Source organism: Burkholderia sp. BCC1638, assembly GCF_902833195.1.
GTDB classification, from domain to species: Bacteria; Pseudomonadota; Gammaproteobacteria; order Burkholderiales; family Burkholderiaceae; genus Burkholderia; species Burkholderia diffusa.
Window position 1 is genome coordinate 225,812 of the sequence record NZ_CADFEC010000001.1, and the last position, 21,352, is coordinate 247,163.

Annotated in this window: 17 protein-coding genes; 12 read left to right on the forward strand and 5 right to left on the reverse strand. The window is 65.4% G+C overall.

What is annotated here, in order from left to right:
- Window position 1: 1 nt before the first annotated feature.
- The 6 genes from HWX22_RS01015 to HWX22_RS01040 are packed head-to-tail and all read left to right on the forward strand — an operon-like array spanning window position 2 to window position 4,577.
- Window positions 2-505 carry a hotdog family protein gene (locus HWX22_RS01015; protein WP_059525123.1) on the forward strand — a complete coding sequence of 168 codons (504 nt, stop codon included), beginning with the start codon at window positions 2-4 and terminating at the stop codon, window positions 503-505.
- Window positions 502-1,227 carry a 3-ketoacyl-ACP reductase FabG2 gene (locus HWX22_RS01020; protein ID WP_059525124.1) on the forward strand — a complete coding sequence of 242 codons (726 nt, stop codon included), beginning with the start codon at window positions 502-504 and terminating at the stop codon, window positions 1,225-1,227. The genes HWX22_RS01015 and HWX22_RS01020 overlap by 4 nt, the downstream gene beginning before the upstream one ends.
- Complete coding sequence (locus tag HWX22_RS01025) at window positions 1,227-2,456, forward strand: beta-ketoacyl-ACP synthase (RefSeq protein WP_175914860.1); 1,230 nt, start codon at window positions 1,227-1,229, stop codon at window positions 2,454-2,456. Before HWX22_RS01020 ends, HWX22_RS01025 begins: the two co-directional genes overlap by 1 nt.
- Window positions 2,453-3,673, forward strand: coding sequence for a beta-ketoacyl synthase N-terminal-like domain-containing protein (locus HWX22_RS01030; RefSeq protein ID WP_175914861.1), 1,221 nt, complete (start codon window positions 2,453-2,455; stop codon window positions 3,671-3,673). The genes HWX22_RS01025 and HWX22_RS01030 overlap by 4 nt, the downstream gene beginning before the upstream one ends.
- A gap of 32 nt (window positions 3,674-3,705) precedes the next feature.
- Complete coding sequence (locus HWX22_RS01035; protein ID WP_059818951.1) at window positions 3,706-4,131, forward strand: hypothetical protein; 426 nt, start codon at window positions 3,706-3,708, stop codon at window positions 4,129-4,131.
- Window positions 4,132-4,178: 47 nt separating this feature from the next.
- Window positions 4,179-4,577 (forward strand): hypothetical protein, encoded by a 399-nt coding sequence (locus tag HWX22_RS01040; protein WP_059819644.1) that lies wholly within the window; start codon window positions 4,179-4,181, stop codon window positions 4,575-4,577.
- A gap of 45 nt (window positions 4,578-4,622) precedes the next feature.
- Here the strand turns inward: HWX22_RS01040 and HWX22_RS01045 are convergent, their stop codons facing one another.
- Complete coding sequence (locus tag HWX22_RS01045; protein ID WP_175914862.1) at window positions 4,623-5,342, reverse strand: class I SAM-dependent methyltransferase; 720 nt, start codon at window positions 5,340-5,342, stop codon at window positions 4,623-4,625.
- Between the two features lie 110 nt (window positions 5,343-5,452).
- On the opposite strand from HWX22_RS01045, the gene HWX22_RS01050 reads away from it, so the two are divergent.
- Window positions 5,453-6,700, forward strand: a complete 1,248-nt coding sequence (locus HWX22_RS01050) for an NAD(P)/FAD-dependent oxidoreductase (protein WP_175914863.1) — start codon at window positions 5,453-5,455, stop codon at window positions 6,698-6,700.
- Window positions 6,701-6,814: 114 nt separating this feature from the next.
- Here HWX22_RS01050 and HWX22_RS01055 read toward each other — a convergent pair whose 3' ends face one another.
- Together HWX22_RS01055 and HWX22_RS01060 are read right to left on the reverse strand one after the other, a co-directional pair.
- Entirely contained in the window at window positions 6,815-9,016 is a 2,202-nt protein-coding gene (locus HWX22_RS01055) for a glycoside hydrolase family 3 C-terminal domain-containing protein (RefSeq protein ID WP_175914864.1), read from the reverse strand.
- A gap of 500 nt (window positions 9,017-9,516) precedes the next feature.
- On the reverse strand, window positions 9,517-10,776 hold the full coding sequence (locus tag HWX22_RS01060; protein ID WP_059700184.1) for a flippase: 1,260 nt from the start codon (window positions 10,774-10,776) through the stop codon (window positions 9,517-9,519).
- Window positions 10,777-11,348: 572 nt separating this feature from the next.
- Here HWX22_RS01060 and HWX22_RS01065 point away from each other — a divergent pair.
- The gene (locus HWX22_RS01065; RefSeq protein ID WP_175914865.1) at window positions 11,349-13,205 is read left to right on the forward strand and encodes an alpha/beta hydrolase; all 1,857 of its coding nucleotides are present in this window, start codon (window positions 11,349-11,351) and stop codon (window positions 13,203-13,205) included.
- Between the two features lie 153 nt (window positions 13,206-13,358).
- Here HWX22_RS01065 and HWX22_RS01070 read toward each other — a convergent pair whose 3' ends face one another.
- Window positions 13,359-13,778: a hypothetical protein gene (locus HWX22_RS01070; protein ID WP_175914866.1), complete on the reverse strand. Its 420-nt coding sequence runs from the start codon at window positions 13,776-13,778 to the stop codon at window positions 13,359-13,361.
- A 127-nt stretch (window positions 13,779-13,905) separates the two neighbouring features.
- Between HWX22_RS01070 and HWX22_RS01075 the strand changes: the two genes are divergently transcribed.
- The 4 genes from HWX22_RS01075 to HWX22_RS01090 all read left to right on the forward strand — a co-directional run bounded on the left by HWX22_RS01075 (window position 13,906) and on the right by HWX22_RS01090 (window position 20,109).
- Complete coding sequence (locus tag HWX22_RS01075) at window positions 13,906-15,120, forward strand: polysaccharide biosynthesis/export family protein (protein WP_175914867.1); 1,215 nt, start codon at window positions 13,906-13,908, stop codon at window positions 15,118-15,120.
- Window positions 15,121-15,178: 58 nt separating this feature from the next.
- Window positions 15,179-17,452, forward strand: a complete 2,274-nt coding sequence (locus HWX22_RS01080) for a polysaccharide biosynthesis tyrosine autokinase (RefSeq protein ID WP_175914868.1) — start codon at window positions 15,179-15,181, stop codon at window positions 17,450-17,452.
- Complete coding sequence (locus HWX22_RS01085) at window positions 17,449-18,852, forward strand: oligosaccharide repeat unit polymerase (RefSeq protein WP_175914869.1); 1,404 nt, start codon at window positions 17,449-17,451, stop codon at window positions 18,850-18,852. Before HWX22_RS01080 ends, HWX22_RS01085 begins: the two co-directional genes overlap by 4 nt.
- An 87-nt stretch (window positions 18,853-18,939) precedes the next feature.
- The gene (locus HWX22_RS01090; protein ID WP_175914870.1) at window positions 18,940-20,109 is read left to right on the forward strand and encodes an acyltransferase; all 1,170 of its coding nucleotides are present in this window, start codon (window positions 18,940-18,942) and stop codon (window positions 20,107-20,109) included.
- Window positions 20,110-20,248: 139 nt separating this feature from the next.
- Here the strand turns inward: HWX22_RS01090 and HWX22_RS01095 are convergent, their stop codons facing one another.
- Window positions 20,249-21,328, reverse strand: a complete 1,080-nt coding sequence (locus HWX22_RS01095) for a glycosyltransferase family 1 protein (RefSeq protein WP_175914871.1) — start codon at window positions 21,326-21,328, stop codon at window positions 20,249-20,251.
- Window positions 21,329-21,352 lie beyond the last annotated feature (24 nt).

Consider the following 21,352-nt stretch of genomic DNA (forward strand, 5'->3'; position numbering starts at 1 on the left):
CATGCATGCCGAACCTTTGATCGACGCGTTGCACGGCGGTGCGGATATCCCGGTCGGGAACGTGCCGGACGTATTGCCGCATCGCGGCACGATGCTGCTGCTCGATGCGATCGAGCGCTGCTCGGAAACCGGCATCGAAGTGAGCGCGACCGTGCGCCGCGATGCGTGGTATGCCGACGGCAGCGGGGCGATGCCGGCGTGGATCGGCATCGAGCTGATGGCGCAGGCGATCGCCGCGCACGTCGGCCTGCTCGCGGCACATGCGGGCGGCCGCGCGAAGCCGGGCGTGCTGCTCGGGGCCAACCGCTATGTCGCGCATCGCACGACGTTCGGCGCGGACACGGTGCTGCGCATCGTCGCGCGGGAACTGCTGCGCGGCGACGAGGGGCATGGCGCATACGAATGCGCGATTCATGCCGAAGGTCAGTGTTGCGCGGAAGCCGTCGTCAAGGTGTACCAACCGAACGATTTCCAATCTTTTATCGAAGGGAGCTTCAATTCATGACTCGGCGAGTTCTCGTGACAGGGGCGAGCCGCGGCATCGGCCGCGCCGTGGCACTGCGCGTGGCGTCCGACGGCTTCGCCGTGACGGTTCATTGCCGCACCGGGCGCGAGGCAGCGGAAGCGGTCGCCGCGACGATTCGCGCGCAGGGCGGCACGGCCAGCGTGTTGCAGTTCGACGTGCGCGATCGTGCGGCGTGCCGGCGTGAGCTGGAGGCCGACGTCGAAGCGAACGGCGCGTACTACGGGATCGTCTGCAACGCAGGCGTGACGCGGGACGGTGCATTTCCGGCGTTGTCCGAAGAGGACTGGGACGTCGTGATCGAAACCGGGCTGGACGGGTTCTATAACATCGTTCATCCGCTGACCATGCCGATGGTGCGCCTGCGTAGCGGCGGACGCATCGTGACGATCGCGTCCGTGTCGGGCGTGATGGGCAATCGCGGCCAGGTCAACTACAGCGCCGCGAAGGCGGGCCTGATCGGCGCGACCAAGGCGCTGGCGGTCGAACTGGCATCGCGCAAGATCACGGTCAATTGCGTTGCTCCGGGGCTGGTTGACACCGGCATGCTCGACGACGTGCCGCTCGAGCACGCATTGAAGACGGTCCCGATGGGCCGCGTCGGTCAACCCGACGAAGTCGCGGCGGTAGTCGGCTTCCTGATGTCGGATGCGGCGACCTACGTCACCCGGCAAGTGATCGGCGTCAACGGCGGGATGGTGTGATGAAGCGAGTGGTCGTGACGGGGATGGGTGGCGTGACCGCCTTCGGCCAAAGCTGGCCGGAAATCGAGGCGCGCTTGCGCGACGGGCGCAATGCGGTACGGCGCATGCCGGAATGGGATTGCTACGAAGCGCTGCATACGCGGCTCGCGTGTCCGTTGCCGGCCTTCGAGTTGCCGGGCACGTATCCGCGCAAGAAGACGCGTTCGATGGGGCCGGTTTCGATGTACGCGGTGCGAGCGAGCGAGCTCGCACTGGCGGATGCGGGGCTGACCGACGATCCGTCGATCCGGGACGGCCGGATGGGCGTCGCGTACGGGTCGTCGTCGGGATCGGTCGAACCGATCCGGGCGTTCGGCACGATGATCGAGACGGGTTCGATGCGGGACGTCACATCGAACAGTTACGTGCAGATGATGCCGCACACGACGGCGGTCAACGTCAGTTTGTTCTGGGACCTGAAAGGCCGGATCGTGCCGACGTCGTCCGCCTGCGCGTCCGGCAGCCAGGCGATCGGCTATGCCTACGAGGCGATCGCGACGGGCAAGCAGACGCTGATGCTGGCGGGCGGCGCAGAAGAATTGTCGGGCCCGGCGGTGGCGGTGTTCGATACGTTGTACGCGACCAGCACGCGCAACGATAACGCGAACCTGACGCCGCGCCCGTTCGACGCCGATCGTGACGGCCTGGTTGTCGGCGAAGGTGCGGCGACGCTGGTGCTCGAGGAGTACGAGCACGCGATCGCACGCGGCGCGACGATCCATGCGGAGATCGTCGGCTTCGGCTGCAATTCCGACGGTGCACATATTACCCAGCCGACGGCCGAGACGATGGCGGTCGCCATGCGTCTCGCGCTGAGTGACGCGGGGCTCGATGCCGATGCGATCGGCTACGTCAACGCGCACGGTACGTCGACCGATCGAGGCGATGTGGCGGAGAGTCACGCGACGGCATCCGTGTTCGGGGAGTGTATGCCGATCAGCTCGTTGAAAAGCTATGTGGGTCATACATTGGGCGCGTGCGGCGCGCTCGAGGCGTGGTGGACGATCGAGATGATGAAGCGCAACTGGTACGCACCGACGCTCAATCTCGAGACAGTCGATCCAGCCTGTGCACCGCTCGACTACATCGTCGGCGACGCGCGACGGATCGATGTGGAATTCGCGATGAGCAACAACTTCGCATTCGGCGGAATCAACACGTCGTTGATTTTCCGGCGGGCCGGCCGATGACGGCGCGCGTCGTCGTCACCGGGCTCGGCATCGTGTCGTGCCTCGGTAATTCGCTGGACGAAGTATCGGCCGCGCTGCGAGCCGGTCGCTCGGGCGTGAGTCACGTGAGCGCATGGCGTGAACGCGGTTTTCGCAGCCAGGTCGCAGGGGTGGCGTCGGTCGCATCGGCGGCGCGGTTTTCGCGCAAGCACGAACGGTTCATGGGCGACACGGCGCGCTTTGCGGCGCATGCGGCTGCGTCGGCGCTCGACGATGCGGGCATCGATGCCGGGATGCTTCGTTCGCCGCGCGCGGGCGCGATCGTGGGGTCGGGCATCGGATCGATGGCCGATTACGACGATGCGATGACGATTGCGCAGCATCGCGGTATCGACAAGACGCCACCTTATGTCGTTCCGAAGGCGATGGGCAGCACGGCATCGGCATGCGTTGCGCAGTTGTTCGGCATCGAGGGCGTGTCGTACTCGCCGTCGTCCGCGTGCACGAGCGCGGCGCTCGCGATTGGGCAAGCGACGCAATTGATCCGGTCCGGTTGCCAGGACATCGTGCTCGCAGGCGGGAGCGAGGCGCTGCACGACAACATGACGTTGATGTTCGACGCGATGGGTGTGTTGTCCGGCAGTTTCAACAGTACGCCGGATCGCGCGTCGCGTCCGTATGCGCTTGGTCGCGACGGCTTCGTGATCGCATCCGGCGCAGGCATTCTCGTGCTCGAATCGCTCGAGCACGCGCGTGCGCGTGGTGCGCGAATTTACGCGGAGGTCGCCGGGTTCGGCCAATGCACGGACAGCGCCGGCATGGCGACGCCTCACGCGGCGGGGATCGCGCGGGCGATGCGCGGCGCGCTGGACGGCGGCGGACGGCGTGTGGACTACGTCAATACGCACGCGCCATCGACGCCGCTCGGAGACATCGAGGAACTGAAGGCGCTCATCGACGTATTTCGGGGCGACGTTCCGGCGTTCTCGTCGACGAAAGGCATGACGGGGCATCCGCTCGGCGCGAGCGGGGCGCATGAAGCGATCTATACGATCCTGATGATGCGCGACGGTTTTGTCGCGGGCACGGCCGTCGGCCACGAGCCCGACCCGGCAATCGCCGGCATGCCGCTCGTTCGCGACGCACGCGAATGGACAATCGAGCGGGCGCTGTCGGTTTCGTTCGGATTCGGCGGGAGCTGTGCAAGTGTGTTGTTGGACGCCTGGAAGGGCGATTGATGTGAACTTACTGAGCTGAGAGGACGATAACAATGAAGCACAAACGACATCTGGCCGGCATGTTGGTCGCGGCATCGTTGCTGACGGGGTGCGGCACCGTGGTCCGTTCGCTGCCTCTGCCGGCAGCGGCGACGGCATCGGACACGAGCGGCGTCGCGATCTATTTCGGTGCGCAGCCGCACCCGGACGTCAAGACCAGCATCGGTCCGCGTTCGGAATCGGTCCGTGTGTCGCGCGGGACGCAAGCTGAACAGCCGACGTGCGACCAGGCGTTGGCCGAAGCGCTGAACCGTCTGCGCGTCTATGCGAAGAATCATGGCGGGAATGCGGTCATCAACGTGACGACACGTTTCCATGACAAGCGCTCAAATTCGACGAGCGAATATACGTGCGGCGTGAGCGGCAGTGCCGGTGCGATCGCCGTGTCGGGCGACGTCGTGCAACTGAACGCGCAATAACGGGAGCGCATGTGAAATATCGCATTGCACTGGCGCTGTTTGGCGCGATGTTCGCGGTCTCGGTTGCACACGCACGGGACACGATCAACGATTATCCGATCGAAAGCGCATTGAAGAGCGAGGAAGGCAAGCTCGACAATGGCATCGCGCTCTATTTCGGCGATCAGGCGCATCCGCGCGTCATTAAGTCGTACGGTTCGTTCGCGACCAACAAGAAGACCAATTCGGTCGGCAAGAGCGACGAGGCCGCGTGCCAGCATGTATTCCTGTCGGCCGTGATCGAACTTCAGGCGCGCGCGCGAAAGGAGGGCGGCAATGCCGTCATCGGCATCAAGAGCAATTACCGCAACGTGTTGCGATCCAGCGCGACCGAGTTCACGTGCGGTGCCGGTGCGATCGTGGCCGGGGCAGCACTGACCGGCGAGGTCGTGACGTTGAAGCCGTAATCGCCACGCGTCGGGAAGGGGCCGCCAAACGGCGGCCTTGTTCGCTCAGGCAGGTTTGCGTGCAGCGACGTTGACGAGCGTCTCGCGACGCTTGCCGGGCTTCGGTGCATACAGGCCGATGCGCTCGAGCAGGCCGAAGTCTTTCGCGCGGCTCCACCACAGGTAGGGAAACGACACGTTGCACGGTTCGAACGCAAACCCGGCGTGGCGGAGCATCGCAAGGTAGCCGTCGGCGCTTTTCTGAACCTGCATCGGGTGACGGAACAGCAGACGGATCACCCATGACTTGATGTACGCATCGGTCGATTCGGCGAACAGCAGCAGCCCGCCGGGTTTCAGCACGCGGCGAAAGTCGGCCAGTGCATGTTCCTGATCGACGAGATGGTGAAAGGTCTGATGGCAGAACACGATGTCGACGCTCGAATCGGCAAGCGGAATCTGCGTGCAGTCTGCGTGATGCAGTTCGACGGGCGTTGCGCAGCGATGCGCCTCTTCCGACGCATGCTCGAGCGAGTCATCGTGGCAATCGATACCGATGATCTTGCCGGGCGAGAACGCTTCACTCAGCAGGCGGAACGATTTACCCTGACCGCAGCCCGCATCGAGGATGACGGGCGCCGTCGGCAGCGGCGCCGCGACAAGCCGCTTCAGATCGTCGATGGCCACCCTGAGCACGTGATGTTCCCAGGTATGCGTGCGAAGAAACCAGATGCCGAATCGGGTTTCGGGAACATAGGTGGGAGCGTGCGTGCGGTAGGACGTCATGGGCCTCTCGTCGGAATCTTGGATTTGTTGAGCGCCTATTGTAATTTGCAACGTCAAATCGTGGCGTGAGAAACGTAAGATACCCAATCAATCGAAGTGAGTTGGCAAGCATGAGTGAAATGAAATCGAATTCGATCGACGTCGCGATCATCGGGGCAGGGCCGTCCGGTGCAGTCGCAGCCGCGCTGCTGCGCAAGGCCGGCCGCTCGGTGTTGGTGCTCGAACGTCAGCATTTTCCGCGCTTCTCGATCGGGGAAAGCCTGTTGCCCCAGAGCATGCGGTATCTCGAAGAAGCGGGCATGTTGCAGGCAGTGGTCGAGGCCGGCTTCCAGTTCAAGAACGGCGCGTATTTCGTTTATCGCGACAGGATGTCGTCATTCGATTTCCGCGAGAAGTTTTCCGAGGGCTGGGGAACGGCGTATCAGGTCGAACGCGCAACGTTCGACGATCTGCTGATTCGGTGTGCGGCCGAACAGGGCGCGGACGTGCGATTTGGCCATACCGTACGCGCTTTCGAGCCCGGCGATACGCCGCGGCTCGACGTCGTCGACGAGGCAGGCCAAGAATATTCCGTTCAAGCGTCGTTCGTACTCGATGCGAGCGGGTTCGGTCGTGTGTTGCCGCGCTTGCTGGGGCTCGAGGCGCCCACCGGCCTGCCGACACGCGCGGCCATCTTTTCGCACGTCGAAGATGGCTTGCCTGCCGGATCGACCGATCGAGACAAGATCTGCATTGCTGTCCATCCGGCGCGACGCGATGTGTGGTTCTGGATGATTCCGCTGACGAACGGACGTTCGTCGGTCGGGTGTGTGGCCGATGCCGGATTTCTGGACGTGCCGGAAGCGCAGCAGGAATCGCTGTTGCGCGAATTGCTGCAGAGCGAGCCGACACTGTTGCGGCTGGTCGGCAGCAAGCCCTTCGTGATGCCGGTGCGTCGCATTTCGGGCTATGCGTCGAATGTCGAGTCGCTGCACGGCCGCGGCTATGCATTGCTCGGTAACGCGGGCGAATTTCTCGATCCGATCTTCTCGTCGGGCGTGACGATCGCGCTGCGGTCCGCGCATCTGGCGGTTGCCGTGCTCGAACGGCAGTTGCGCGGTGAGACCGTCGACTGGACGCGCGATTACGACGTCGCGTTGCGCAAGGGCATCGACACCTTCCGCGCCTTCGTCGAGCGTTGGTATTCAGGGACGCTGCAAGACATCGTGTTTCATGAAGACAAGGCATCCGACGTGAAGCGCATGGTCTGCTCGATCCTGGCCGGCTACGCGTGGGACGAGTCGAATCCGTTTGTGCGGGAACCGGCGCGCGGCCTCGACGTGCTCGCCGAATTCTGCCGTTCCGGCGGCCTCGGCTGATTCACCTAAGCCGCATGTGCGATACGGGAAGCCCGGACGTCGTGAGACGTCCGGGCTTCCCGTTTCACCTGTCAGCCGAGCGGGCGGGGGTGCGCTGGCCGCCGGGCTGTCCGATCAGCTCCCCTGCAGCCGGATATCGCGCGACGACGCGCCCACATACACCGTCCCGCCCGGCACGACCTTCCATCCGTTGCGCGACGTGTCCCACACGCTCTGCATCCGCGGTGAGACGGTCACGCGGACATGCCGTGCCTCACCCGGGTTCAGCCGGACCTTTTCCCAGCCGACCAGCCGCTTCGGCGGTTCGTCCTTGTACGGCACGCCGAGATAGACCTGCGGCGTTTCCGCACCGGCGACGTGGCCGTCATTGCGCACGGTAAACGCGACGCTCAGCGAACCGTCCCGGTGCCGCGACACCGACAGACCCGAATACGCGAAGTGCGTGTACGACAGCCCGTAGCCGAATTCGAACATCGGCTTGATGTTGCGCGCGTCGTACCAGCGGTAGCCCATGTTCAGCTTCTCCGCATAGACCGGATCGTTCTCGAACGCACCGTTTTGCCCCCACGCCGGCGAATCCTGGTCGCGCGCCGGGAACGTGACGGGCAGCTTGCCGGACGGATTGACCGCGCCGAACAGCACGTTCGCGATGGCCTTGCCGCCGCCTTCGCCGGGATACCACGCCTCGACGATCGCCGACACGTTGTCCTTCCACGGCATCAGCACCGGATTGCCGCTCTGGACGACGACGATCGTATGCGGATTCGCACGCGCGACCGCTTCGACGAGTGCATCCTGGTTCGACGGATTCGCGAGGCTCAGGCTTTGCAGGTCACCGAAATCCTCGCCGGCCGGCTGCGCGACCACGACGATTGCGACATCCGAGCGGCCCGCGAGTGCCGCGGCCTGGTCGATTTCCTGCTGCGTGTACGCGCGGAACGGCGACTGCTGATCGCTGTTGCCCGCGAACGTGACCTGTGCCGCCGGCGCGAGCGCGCGGATCGCCGCGACGATCGGCACGTCGACCTTGAGCCACGGATTGCGCCACCAGCTGCAGCCCGTCGACGACCCGAACGTCAGCCCGCCGCAGCCCGCGAACGAACCCGTGACCGGATCGCGTGTGTTGCCCGAGCCGCCGCCCGACAGCACGGCCGCGTCGGCGTGGCCGCCGATCACGGCGATACGCGACAATGCCGCGGCCGCCAGCGGCAACTGGTTGCCGTCGTTCTTCAACAGTACGATCGACTGCTCGGCGACCCCCTGTGCGAACCGATTCGCCGCCGCGAAATCGAGCGTGCCGCCGCCCTTGGCCGGATCGTCCATCACGCCGACGCGAATCATCACGGCCAGCTTGCGGCGCACCATGTCGTCGAGGCGCGCGGTCGACACTGAGCCGTTCGCGATCGCCTGCTTGACGGCGGCCGGCGTCAGGTAGACCGACGGCCCGACGTCCTCTTCCTCGTCGAGGCCGGCGTTGATCGCGGCGGCCGTGCTGTGCGTCGCGCCCCAGTCGGATTGCACCTGACCCTGGAAGCCCCATTCGTTCTTCAGCACGTCGTTGAGCAGGTGATTGTTCTCGCACGCATACGTGCCGTTCAGGCGGTTGTAGCTGCACATCACGCTGCCAGGCTGCCCGCGTTTCGCGGCGATCTCGAACGGCAGCAGGTAGAGCTCGCGCAGCGTGCGCTCGTCGATCTGCGTGTTGCCGCCCATCCGGCCATGCTCCTGTTCGTTGCCGGCATAGTGCTTGATGGTCGCGATGACCTTCTGCCGCTGCGTCGCGAGTGTGCGCTCCGCGAGCAGGTCGCCGGCGAGCAATGGATCCTCGCCGAGATACTCGAACAGGCGGCCGCCGCGCGGTTCGCGAGCGAGATTGGTGCCGCCGGCGAGGCCCATGCCGAACCCTTGCGCGCGCAACTGGATCGCGACCTGCTTGCCGAAGTCGTACGACAGGCGGCGATCCCAGCTCGCGGCGACGGCGATCGTCGCGGGAAACGTCGTACTGGCCTGCGACGTGCTGCCGGAACCGGTCGCCGAGTCGACCATGTTGAGATCGGGAATGCCGAGCCGCGGCACACCCTGGATGTAGCCGGCCCCGCCGCCCGGCACCTTCGACATTTCGTATTGCGAATGGATAAACTGGAGTTTCTCGTCGAGCGTCATCTTGCGCACGAGGAGGTCGGCGCGTCGTTGCACGGCGGAAGATGCGAACGCGTCGGCGGCGTCGCCCGGTGCATTGAAATCGGCGTTGCCCGCGTAAGCGGTGGTGCAGAGGGTCGCTGCCAGCACGGCGGCCGGCCAGAGTGTGTCCCGCATGTTGCTCTCCATGATCGTATTGCCGGTTGTTCGAATGATGTCTGGAGCTGCGCACGCCCGGTGGATTCGCACCGGACGCATTCGGCTGGCGATGCAGGGTGATTGCGCGTCGGCATGCCAGGCCTGGCGGGGAATCGTTACGGCCGGTTGGGCCCGATCGAATAACGCGGACGGCGACGCGGACCGTCCGACGCTGCCGAATCGGATGTAGCGATTCTCTGCAGCGACCAATCGTACGAATGTAGTTTGACTACAGCATCGGTATTTCTACCGATACGTATGATCTTTTTTCGAGATGGTCGCGCGGTGTGGGGAAAAGGCAGTAAGCGTTCCTGATTGTGCGTATGCAGCAGGGTAAGAAGTACCTGCGCGCGAGCGTTTCGAAGGGGGGGAGCGGAGAGGCGTGTGCCCGTGCGACGCCGCTCGTTGCGTGCGCATCGAACGCGACACCGTGGGGATCCGGCCGCTTCGGCGAAATCTGGGCGGCCCGTCCGAACTCGCTAGCCGCGTCGCGCGACGGGACTGCCGGGCAGCGGTATCCCGGCGCGATAGACGACGGTTGCGAGCGCCGCGGCGACGGCAGCCTCGGCCGTCAGCACGGCAGCGGCGGCGCCCAGTTCGGCGAAGTACTTCGCGAGCACAGGCACGAGCACGATGTTCAGAATGCCCGATGACATGAGCACGCGCGTGAATTCGGACTTCATCCCGAGCGGCAGCATCGTTTGCACACCGAAGAGGTCGGTCATCCCGGCCATGAAGGGAATGAAGGCCATCCACCGCAGAACCTGGACCGTGGGTTCGTACGAAGGCCCGTACAGGATGCGCACGGCGAGCGGCGCGCCGAAGAAGATCGCGAGCGAGATGCCGAGCACCATCGCGACCTGCACGACGAACAGCTTGCGCAGGAAAGAAAACGCGTCGTTTCGCGCATGCCGCATCAGATAACTGATACGTGGATAGGTGGCGGCCTTCAGCGGCTGGAGCATGCTGAGCGCCGCGCGGATCAGCTTGTCGCCGGCGGCGAAATAGCCGGCCGCGACGTTGCCCGACACGAAGCCGAGCAGCACGGTGTTGGTCGACGCATAGAACGCGATCGACGTCGATGCGAGGAACACCTGCCAGCCGCCTTTCAGCGATTCGGCGATGTCGGCGAAACCGACGCGAACGAAGTCGATTTCGCGCTGAGCATACAGATAGACGGCCAGCACGAGCGCGGACAGCGTCGGGACGGCGGCGTTGACGATCATCGCGCGATCGATGTCCGCCGGGCTGTGCACGAGCGCGAACATCGCGGGCAGGCTCAGGATGCGGCCGACGAACAGGATCACGCTCAGCGCGCGCAACTTCTCCATGCCCTGGAAATACCAGCCTGGCGTGAACGCCACGCCGGCCACCATTCCGAAGCCGATCAGCAGCAGGTCGCGGTCCTCGCCGAAGCGGCCGACGAGGACGATCAGCCCGATCAGCACGACGAAACAGATCACCGCGATGCCGATCTGCGCATACAGCGTCGCCCAGAAGATGCGGGAGCGTTCGGCGCGGTCGTCGCGGGCGAGCGCGATGCGCGGCGTGGCGGTCAGGTCGAAGCTGTAGCTCGTGCAGTTGGTGAGATACGCGATGACCGCGAGCGAAAACGCGAGCTGCCCGTAGCCTTCCGGGCCCAGCGCATGCGTGAGCAACGGTGCGATCAGCAGCGGCACCGCGTACATCGAAATCTGCAGCGTCAGCAGCAGCAGGAAATTCTTCTTGATGTTTGACATTCGCTTGGTCGGCGCCGTGGGTGTCGCTGGGCGGCGGCGCGCGTGCCGCCGTGCGCTCGCGCGGCCGGTCGGCGCTGACCCGGCTGCGTGGGTTCGCGGCCTGTTCCGGCTGGCGCCGGTTTCATCCGGCGATGCCGGACACGGCCACATCGTATGGCGGTCATGATACGGGCCGAGCGGGACGGCAGTGTTCGCGAGCCTACCTTTCGGGGATTCGGTGCGCATGTGCGGCGCGAATCGCGACAGCGCGCGCCTCGTTGTATCGCCGCAGTGATGAATGCATTTGTAAGCTGGCGCACCGAAGAACGCTCGGGCCGAGTGCTCTAATCGAACGACTGTTTGGGTTCGCGACGGAAAGGCTTGACGACGACTCAGGCCGGCAACCTGCCGCAGCGGGACCGGGACAACGCATGGCGAAGGTCGAACGAGTCGCGCAGGGGCGCGGCGAAGGTCCGTTGCCTGAAGGCCGTGCGTTGTCGCGCAGTCACATGATCGTGGAGTGGCCGATTCCGGTGGAGCCGCCGGAACGCGTGTTCGCATCCGATAACAAATACCGATCCGAGGAGTACCGATTGAAGCCGATAACGTTCGGCGGCTGCGTGGGGTGGCTGCACGAAGGACAGACGACACAAGGCGTGATCCTGTGCGAATCGCTGGGTCACGAAGCTTCATGGACGCACAAGCTCATGCGGGCGATCGCTGAGCGGCTGGCCCGCGAGGGCGTCACGGTATTGCGATTCAGCTATCCGTGCACCGGCGACTCGGCGGGCGACGATCGCGATGCCGGTCGACATGCCGCGAGCATCGCCAGCATTCACGACGCGATCGACCTGCTGCGCGATCAGGCCGGTGTCACCGCGCTGACGCTTGTCGGGATCCGCGCGGGCGCGCTGTTCGCGATGCTGGCCGCCGCGGGTTTCGGCCCGCGCCCGGCGCCGCGTGTCGACGCACTGGTGGCGCTGGCACCCGTGGTGCGCGGCCGCGCCTACCTGCGCGAGCTGTCGTTCGTGCATCGCCAGTGGCTCGATACCACGTCGCCCGCCATCCGCGTCGCGCATCGCGACGAACCGTGCATGAACGTACTGGGGCACCGCTTTCCCGGCGATTTCGTCGACGCGCTGAAGGCGGTCGATCTGTGCGACGTCGTGCGCGATGCGCCGACGTTACCCGGCGCGATGTTGCTGATCCAGCCCGATCAGGGCGACGGGCCCGCATTGCGTGAAGCGTTGCTCGAGCGCGGCGTGGACGTGGCGAGCGATCCGTTCCGCGAATGGCCGACGACGATGCTGGACGGCACGCGCTCGCGCCTGCCGCTCGCGGCGATCGACACACTCGCGAACTGGATCGTCGCACGCGCGCCGGGTACGGCGACTGGCGTCGAGACGCCGTCGCGAGCGGATCCGACGTGGAATGGCGAATCGGCCGTCGCGCTCGACTTGCACGACATGACCGAGCAGGTCGTCGCGGTCGGTCCGGACCGGCTGGTCGGCGTGCTGTGCCGTCCCGCCGACACGCGGCCGACGAATCCGGCGGGGCCGGCGGTCGTGATCGCGAACACGTCGACGAATCCGCGCAGTGGCGAAGGGCGCTTCAGCGTGCGCCTCGCGCGCACGCTGGCACGCGCCGGCGTGACGACGCTGCGGATCGACGTGCAGGGCGTCGGCGACAGCGGGCCCGCTGCGCTGGACGATCAGTCGGGCGTCGTGTATTCGGCGCAGTCGAGCGACGACGTGGCCGCTGCCGCGGACTGGCTGCGCGCGCTCGGTCACCCGGAGGTCGCCGCGGCCGGCATTTGTTCCGGCGCCTATGCCGCGTTGCATGCGGCCGTGAAGACGCCGTCGCTCGGCGGCGTGATCGCGATCAATCTCGCCCGCTTCGTGTGGCCGGCCGGGCTATCGCTCGAGGTGGTGCAGAAGCAGCGGAACAACTCGGTGCGCGGCTACTGGCTGTCGGTGCGCGACTGGCAGAAGTGGAAGCGTCTCGTGCGCGAACGGCGCGACCTGCGGCCCATCGTGCGGGCCGTGGCCGCGAATGCGGTCGCGCGGGTCAGCGTGCCGGTGAAGGAACTTGCCGCGCGCGTCGGCTGGAAGCCGGGCATCGGCACGCCACGCGGCGTGATGCACGAGCTTGCGCGGCGCGACGTATGGACGATGCTGGTATACGGCGCGCTCGATCCCGGCATCGACGATGTCCGGCGTCACTTCGGTGCAATCGAGTGTGCGTTCCGGCGCTCGCGTCACGTGCGTCTGCACCTCGAGCCGCAGGTCGACCATGCGGTGTACGGCGCGGTCGGCACGGACATCGTGATCGACCGGTGCATGCAGGCGCTGGGCCGCGACGCGGCCCGACCGGTCGCGCGCATCGCCGATCCGGCCATACCCGAAGCGGCCGCGCGATCGTACGCGAGCGTGTCGGTCGGCCGGTCGTGATGCGTGCCGCGTCGTGCGCGTTGGGGTGCGATCCCCGTTACATATGAAGATCGGCGTTCGGTGGGGTCCCTCACAGACGCGCCGTTCGCCGTGGTGTCCAATCCCGTATCGGCGCATCGTCGGTCACGTCGCGACATGACCGGCCGGGATGTGTCAGTCCGGAACACCCGGTTGCTCATAGGGCGACTTCGCGTAGGGCGACTCGTACAACCTGTCGCTGCGCCATACGTCGTCGGCGGGTGCAACGGCCAAGTGCGAGCGATGCGGCCGCCCTGGCACGAGCGGCTGGCGCAGCATGCCACGGGCGCGCGTGTCGGGCTGGACGGCGGCGCTGGCGGCGGGACGCGCGAAGGCGGGCGTCGCGACCCCGGAGGCGGTTGCCGCGGGATCGGCGGCGTCGTTTGTCGCGGCGGCTTGCGCCGAACGTTGCAGCGGTGCCGGCGAAAGCACCGCCGACGATGCGAGCGCCGGCGCGTCGGCCGGGACGGCGGGCAACGTCTGCGCATTGACGGCGCAGGCAAAGCCGACCGAGACGATGCAGACGAGTGACGAAAGCGACGAAGAGCAGTTCATGACGAATCGTACGGAATGACGTGCGGTGTAGAGGGAGGTGCGGCACCGCGATGCGAGCCGCGCCGGCAAGCGTAATGCCGGAATTCGCCGCGTTCGGCGGGTTACCACACAGTTTTGGAAGGGCACGATGTCAATCACCACGCAACCCGAATCGACGCCAGGGACGCCGCGGCCATGCATGGGCGGTACCCGTCGCGCACCGTGGCTGTCGCGCATGGCGATCGTAGCGGCCGCGTGCGCGCTGAGCGCATGCGTGCTGTCGCCGGGCATGACGTACCGGGCGCCCGCCGACCGTGACGTGAGCGCCGATGCGTCGGGCTCGGGCGGCCTCGACGGCGTGCAGAACGTGTCGAGCGAGGAGCTGATCGAAATCACGCCGGCATTCGTCGCGCAGCAGCACGCGGGCCGGCCGGCCGATGTCGACGCGGAAATCCGTCAACTGTTCGGCAAGCCGAAGCCGTACGCGATCGGCCCCGGCGACGTGCTCGGCATCGTCGTGTGGGATCACCCCGAGTTGAATCTGCCGACGACGCAGACGACGGGGAGCGGCGACGGTGTCGGCGCCAGTTCGGTTGCGACCGGTTACACGGTCGACGCCAACGGCAACGTGCAGTTCGCGTACGCGGGCCTCGTGCACGTGGCGGGGTTGACCGAGGCGCAGGCGCGCGCGCTGCTGACGAAGCGGCTCGGCGAATACGTGCGCAAGCCGCAGATCGCGCTTCGCGTGCAGACCTATCGCAGCAAGCGTGTCTATCTCGATGGCGAGGTGCGCACGCCGGGTCTGCAGATCGTCAACGACATGCCGATGACGCTGCCCGAAGCGATCGACCGCGCGGGCGGCTTCACGCCGACGGCCGACCGCTCGCAGGTCTCGGTCACGCGCGGCGACAGGACCGTGAACGTGAGCCTGCCCGCGCTGATCGCCGCGGGCGTGAACCCGTCGAACATCCTGCTGCGCGACGGCGATCTCGTGCGCGTGCGCGCGGCGAGCGATGCGAAGGTGTTCGTGCTCGGCGAGGTGTCGCGGCCCGCGACGCTGACGCTGACCGACGGCCGGATGAGCCTCGGCGAAGCGCTCGGCGACACCGGCGGCGCGAGCCAGTACACGTCGGACGCGCGCCAGGTGTTCGTCGTGCGGCGCGGCCCGGACAACCGTCCGCGGGTGTACCACCTCGACGGCAGTTCGCCCGCGTCGTTCGCGCTGGCCGACCAGTTTCCGCTCGAGCGTCGCGACGTCGTGTTCGTCGATGCGTCGTCGCTGGTGCGCTGGAGCCGTGTCGTCAACCTGTTGATTCCGTCGTCCGCGCAGGGCGCGCTGACGGCCAAGGCGATTTCGCCGTGACCCTCGTGACCCATTTCGTCATCGCGACCGCGCGTCGCGCCTACGGGACTGATGCCGTATGACTTCTTCGACCCTGCCCGACCCGCACGGCGGGCCCGCCCTGCGGCCGTCCTATCCGGTGCGCCGCTACTGGAGCATGCTGTACGGCGGCCGGCGCCTGATCCTTTGCACGGCGCTCGCGGGCGCGCTCATCGGCGCCGTGTATGCGCTGTGTGCGGCCCCCGTCTACCGGACCGACATCCTGTTCCAGGTCGAGCAAAGCCCGACCGACTCGAAATCGACGTCGCCCACAGGCGATCCGTCGTCGGTGTTCGACCTGAAGACGGACGCGTCGACCGAGATCGAAGTGCTGAAATCCCGCGCGGTGCTCGATCGCGCGATCGACAGCACCAATCTGGCCGTCGACGCACGGCCGCACTACCTGCCGCTGATCGGCTGGCGGCTCGTGAACGCGGCCGACGGGGTGTCGTCGCCGTTGCCGGGCGGCTATGTGTACGGCACCGAGCGCATCGACGTGCCGACCTTCGACGTGCCCAAGCGCCTGCTCGGCAAGCGGTTCGCACTGACTGTCGGCGACGACGGCGCCTACACGCTGCAGCGTACCGGCTGGTTCGGCCGAAGCGGCCCGGCATGGCAGGGGCGCATCGGGCAGCCGCTGCATGTCGAGACGCCGCAGGGGCCGCTCGACATCTTCGTGCGCGGCGTAGCCGGCAAGCCCGGCGCACGCTTCGACCTGACGCGCTACAGCGACGAGGAGGCGACGGCCTGGCTGCAGAAGAACGCGCTGATCTCGGAGCGCGGCAAGCAGTCGAACATGGTCGGCGTGACGCTCGACGGGACCGATCCCGTACACGACAGCCGTGTGCTGAACGCGATCGGCGACGCGTACCTGGCGCAGAACACGCAGCGCAAGTCCGAGGCGGCCGACAAGCTGATCCGCTTCATGGACGCCCAGTTGCCGCAGCTCAAGGCGCAGCTCGAAAAGGCGGAAAGCCGCTTCAATGCATTCCGGGCCTCGCACGGGACGGTCAATACGAGCGACGAGGCGCTGGCGTTGCGCCAGCAGTCGGTCGACATCGAGACGCGTGTGCAGACGCTGCAGCAGCGGCGCGAGGAATTGCTGACGCGCTTCATGCCGAAGCATCCGGCCGTGGTGGCCGTCGATGCCCAGCTCTCCGACGCGCAGCGTTCGCTCGAGACGACACGCAAGCAGATTCAGCAACTGCCTACCGTCGAGCAGGGCGTGCTGCAGCTGCAGCGCGATGTGGCCGTCGACACTGCGCTGTACACGAACCTGCTCAATACGCGTCAGCAGATGATCCTCGCGCGGGCCAGCAAGACCGGCACCGTGCGGATCGTCGATACGGCGAAGGTCGCCGAGCAGCCGATCGGTCCGCATCGCGGGGTCGCCGTGATCGCCCTGTTGACGGTGGGCCTGCTGGCAGGCGCGGCGATCGTGATCGTCCGGCAGCGCATCGTCGGCATGATCGGCGATGCCGAGGAAATCGAATGGACGACCGGGCTGCCCGTGTTCGCGACGGTGCCGCACAGCCCGGCCGCGGCGCAAGCGGAATTGCCCCCGAAGGCCGGACGGCGCGGCGCGCGCGCGCCGGTTCCGCCGGTGGCCGTGCAGGACGCGGCGCTCGAAAGCCTGCGCAATTTCCGCGCGGCGCTGCAACTGTCGATGCCGGGCGCGTCGAATCCCGTCGTGCTGATCTCCGGGCCGACCACGGGCGTCGGCAAGTCGTTCGTCGCCGCGAATATCGCATCGCTCGTCGGCGCGGCGAAGCGACGAGTCCTGTTGATCGATGCCGATCTGCGCAAGGGATCGCTGCACGAGCGGTTCCGCTATAGCCGCGCACCGGGCCTGTCGGACGTGGTGGCAGGCACCCACAGGCTCGACGAGGCGATCAAGCGCGGCGTCGTGCCGGGTCTCGATTTCATCGCGATGGGCAACGTCGTGCCCGATCCGGGCGAACTGCTGCTGCAGCCCGCGCTCGCCGAACTGATCGAGCAGGTCGCGTCGCGCTACGACATGGTCGTGATCGACGGGCCGCCGTTGCTGCCGGTGGCCGATGCGCTGGTGCTCGGCCGCCTCGCGGGAACCGTGTTCCTCGTCGCGCGCAGCGGCGTGACGACGCTCGCCGAACTCGACGAAAGCGCGCGACGGCTCGAACACGCACATATCGACGTGCGCGGTGTGGTCCTGAACGATTACAAGGGCGCGCCGGGACGTTACGACTACGGCTATACGGATACGAACACGCATCAGGCCGCGTCCGGATATGCCGGGGTAATCGCGCCGCGTCAACGGGTGGAACGGGTGTCATGAACCGGCGAGCAGGCGGCGCACGGGGCGAGCCACGACAGCGCCCGGCGACGACGCGCAGGATGGCGCGCGTGCGCGGTGGCGTGGGCGGTTATACGGGCTATTGGTGGGAAGATCCGGCGCGCCTCGTGCTGATGTTCACCCTGCCGTTGTACGGATTGCTGTCGCTGAGCCTGCTGGGTGACCAGAAGTCGATTGCGCGGATCTACTTCGACGGCTACTACGCGTTCGTCGGCGCGCTGTTCCTGATGGTGGTGATGGCGGCGTCATGGCTCGCAACGACCGAAGTGCGGACGCGACGCGGCCCGCCGCCAGCCGAGGTCGAACTGTCGCCTCGCGTGCTCGATTTCGTGTTCGCGCTTGCTCTGTTCGGCTACGCCTTGTTACTGAGCGGCATCGTCACGCATCCTGCACTGCTGGTCGCGTTCGTCCGCGGTGAAGCGAACGCATACGACATGCTCGATCTGAAAGGGCGCATCGCGGGTCTCAGCACGTTCACGCAGGCGACCGCACCATACGTTGTCCTGTATTTCTATGTGTTCAGGACACCGGTAAAGGGCTTGAATCGTTACAAGATCTACTTCGCCGTGCTCGCGGTGCTGACACTGCTGCGCAGCTTCATCTTCGCCGAGCGGCTCGCGCTGATCGAAATGGTGATGCCGCTTGCGCTCATGGTCGTGCGATTCCGCCTCGGCGGCAGGTATTCGCGGTTGTTGACGTTCGGCCCGTATGCGGCGATCCCGTTGCTGTTCGGGCTGTTCATCGCGAACGAGTACAACCGGTCGTGGGAAGCCTATTACGTCAACATCTACGACAACCTGTTCGATTTCGCGCTCGAACGTCTCGGCCTGTACTACTCGACGTCGTTGAACAACGGCGCGGGAATACTGAGTGTGCTGGGCTGGGACCAGGGCCACCCGATGTTTACGTTCGACTGGCTGCTGCGTTTTCCGATCATCGGCGCGACGTTGCAGCCGTGGCTCGACTCGGGAGACAGCATCAACCTGTTCCTGAACGGCTACGCCGATCCGGAGTTCAACAATCCGTCAGGGATTTTCGTTCACTTCTACGAGTGGGGCTGGTTCGGCTTGTTCGACGCGCTCGTGCTCGGCTGGGCGGTCGGCCGCAGTTATGCGGGCTGGCGGAGCGGGAACGGCTTCTGGTGCTGCGTACACGCGGTGCTGTTCGTGTCGGTCATGGAAGTCATGCGGACCCCGAACCTGTTCAGCGGGCGGAATTTCGTTCCGGTCGTACTGCTCATCGCCGTATTTCACTGGTTCTCCAAGGCTCGGGCACGCGCGGCGCCCGATGTCGCCGGCGCCGGATCAGATGGAGACGGAAGCAGGCGCGCCATCGCGCGCGGGAATCGCGCCGCGGACATCGATCCAGTGTTGTCGCGATAACAGCAAGGGTCGCGCGGTACGGGGCATGCGACCGCCTCATAGATTGCCGGGTCCCAAAACCAATATTTCCCGGAGCCGCTACTTTTCATGGCTACTCACAAGCAGAAGTTTGAAATTCTGGACGGATTGCGCGGTATTGCGGCAATCAGCGTGATGTTCATGCATTTCCTTCAGGATCTGCCGATTCCGATACTGCAGAGCGCGTATCTTTCGGTGGACGTTTTTTTCATGCTGAGTGGATTCATCCTGACGCACTCTTATGGCGAAAGATTGCGTCAGGAGTCGTGGTGGGGCGAGTATCTGAAGCGACGCGTGATACGCCTGTATCCGATGATATGCATCGGGCTCACGATCGGGTTCGTGAGCCTTGTCGTCATGCGTATCCACGCGTCGGCGGCGTTTTCGTTGGGTAACCTGGCGGCAGCCACCGGCCAGAACTATTTCCTCGTTCCGTATCTCGGTCGTTTCTCGGTGTCGGGCTTCGTCGGCGCTGCAAGTCACGGCCTGCCGGCAGTCGATGACCCGGGAGTGTTTCCTCTCAATCCGCCTGCATGGTCGCTGTTCTTCGAGCTGTTCGCGAGTGTCGTCCTGATCGCGGCGATCAGGACGAATGCGCGGAATCTGCTGCGACTGGCGTATGCATGTCTCGGCGCTTTCGTCGTGTATGGATGGCTCGTAGGCCTCGACAACGACAAGCTGACCGTCATCCTGAATCAGGGTTGGTCGGCCGATAACTTCATCGGCGGGTTCTTCAGAGTCGGCTACGGATTCCTGCTGGGAGTGGCGATCGGGAAGATGCACGACGCCAGTCTCTCGGCCAGGCCCCACTGGTTTGTCGCCAGGCTCATCAAGAGCGATTACATGCTGTTTGTCGCTTTCCTGCTGGTTGTCGTGTTTCCGACGTCGATCAAGGGGATTTACGCGCTGGCCGTGCTGTGGTTCATCGCGCCTGCGCTGGTTTATCGGGGTGCCATGCTGGCTCCGAGCGGCAGGGTCATTGCCCGTATCAGTGCATTCCTCGGCTGGATCTCTTACCCGCTCTATTGTGTGCATTACCCGATCGGAAGGCTGGTGTTCGCGTATGCACCGCATGGCGACATCCACGTCGTCAGAACGGCGATGCTTGCGGCGTGCGTTTCGATCGTCTCCGCTGCCGTCCTCGCGAAATTCGTCGAGGAGCCGATCAGGTCGTATCTCGGCAAACGCCTGTTCGGAAATCGACGGGCCGCGGCCGGTAGCACGGTCAACGTCGCGTAATTGCGTCGATTTGCCGAGCATGCCGGCCGGTGGCGGCGCGACTACATGAAACTGCGAGTGTCGATCGGGGCGCGGGGAGGCGCATGAGAGAAGGGCGTGTCGATCGATCGCTTCCCGATGACGACACGCCGCGATTGACCTACAGCGACTCGAAGATCTCCTTCATCATCTCGGCACTTCGGCTCCAGCGATATTTCTCCGCGTGCAGGCTTCCCTTGCGTTTGAGCTCGGCCCTGAGTTCGGCGGAATCGAGCAGGCTCCGCAACTTTTGTGCAATGTCGTCCTGCGAATACGGGTCGCAGTACAACGCCGCATCGGCGCAGACTTCCGGCAGTGCGGCCGATTTACCGACAACCACCGGACAGCCGTATCGCATCGCCTCGAGCGGCGGTATGCCGAAGCCTTCGTAGATCGACGGGTAAAGGAAGCACGCCGCATTCTGGTACAGCGCCTTCAGTTGCTCGTCGCTGATGTAGCCCACGTACTTGATGTTCGGCTCGGCTGCCGAGAGGTGATCCTGCTTGCCGAACACGGTGGCGTTCTGCATGCCGACGATGACGAGATCGACAGACGGATCGTTGATCTGCCGGAACGCCGCGATCAGCCGGCCGAAGTTCTTGGTGGGATTCATGCTGCTGACCGCGAGCACGAACCGGTCCGGCGTCAGCGCATGCTTGTCGAGCACGCTCGTGTCCGGTTCCAGGGCGTCGAGGTGATCCGCGCCGAGCGGCACGACGCTGATCTTCTCCGCGGAAACGCCGCAGTGATGCGCGAGGCGATCCCGCGAGAAACAGGAGTTGGTCAGCACGCAAACGGAGGTTCGCGCGAGGATCCAGAACATGATTCGGTACCACGCGCGAAACGCCCTGGAGAAATGCGCGGGCGTGTCGAACACCGCCGCGTCGTGCATGTAGATGATCTGGTTGCCGATGAAAATGGATGCCGAATTGCTGAGATTGACGATGCGGCCGCGGCGCGCGAATAACGGGAGAACCAGCTGCTCCCAGACGACGCCCTTGTAAAACCCCACCTTGACCGTCTTCGCGCCGCTTACCTCGACGCTCGGCTGCGGCGGCACCAGCACGGTCACCGGATCCTGCGGCTGAAACTTGATCAGTGCGGCGATCAGTTCGCGCGCGACGCGTTGCACGCCGGTTGTTTTCTGCGTCGTGAATCGGCCGTTGTAGACGAGTTGCTTCGATTTCTTGAAAGCGGTCATGTCGATAAGGGAATGTCGAATTCG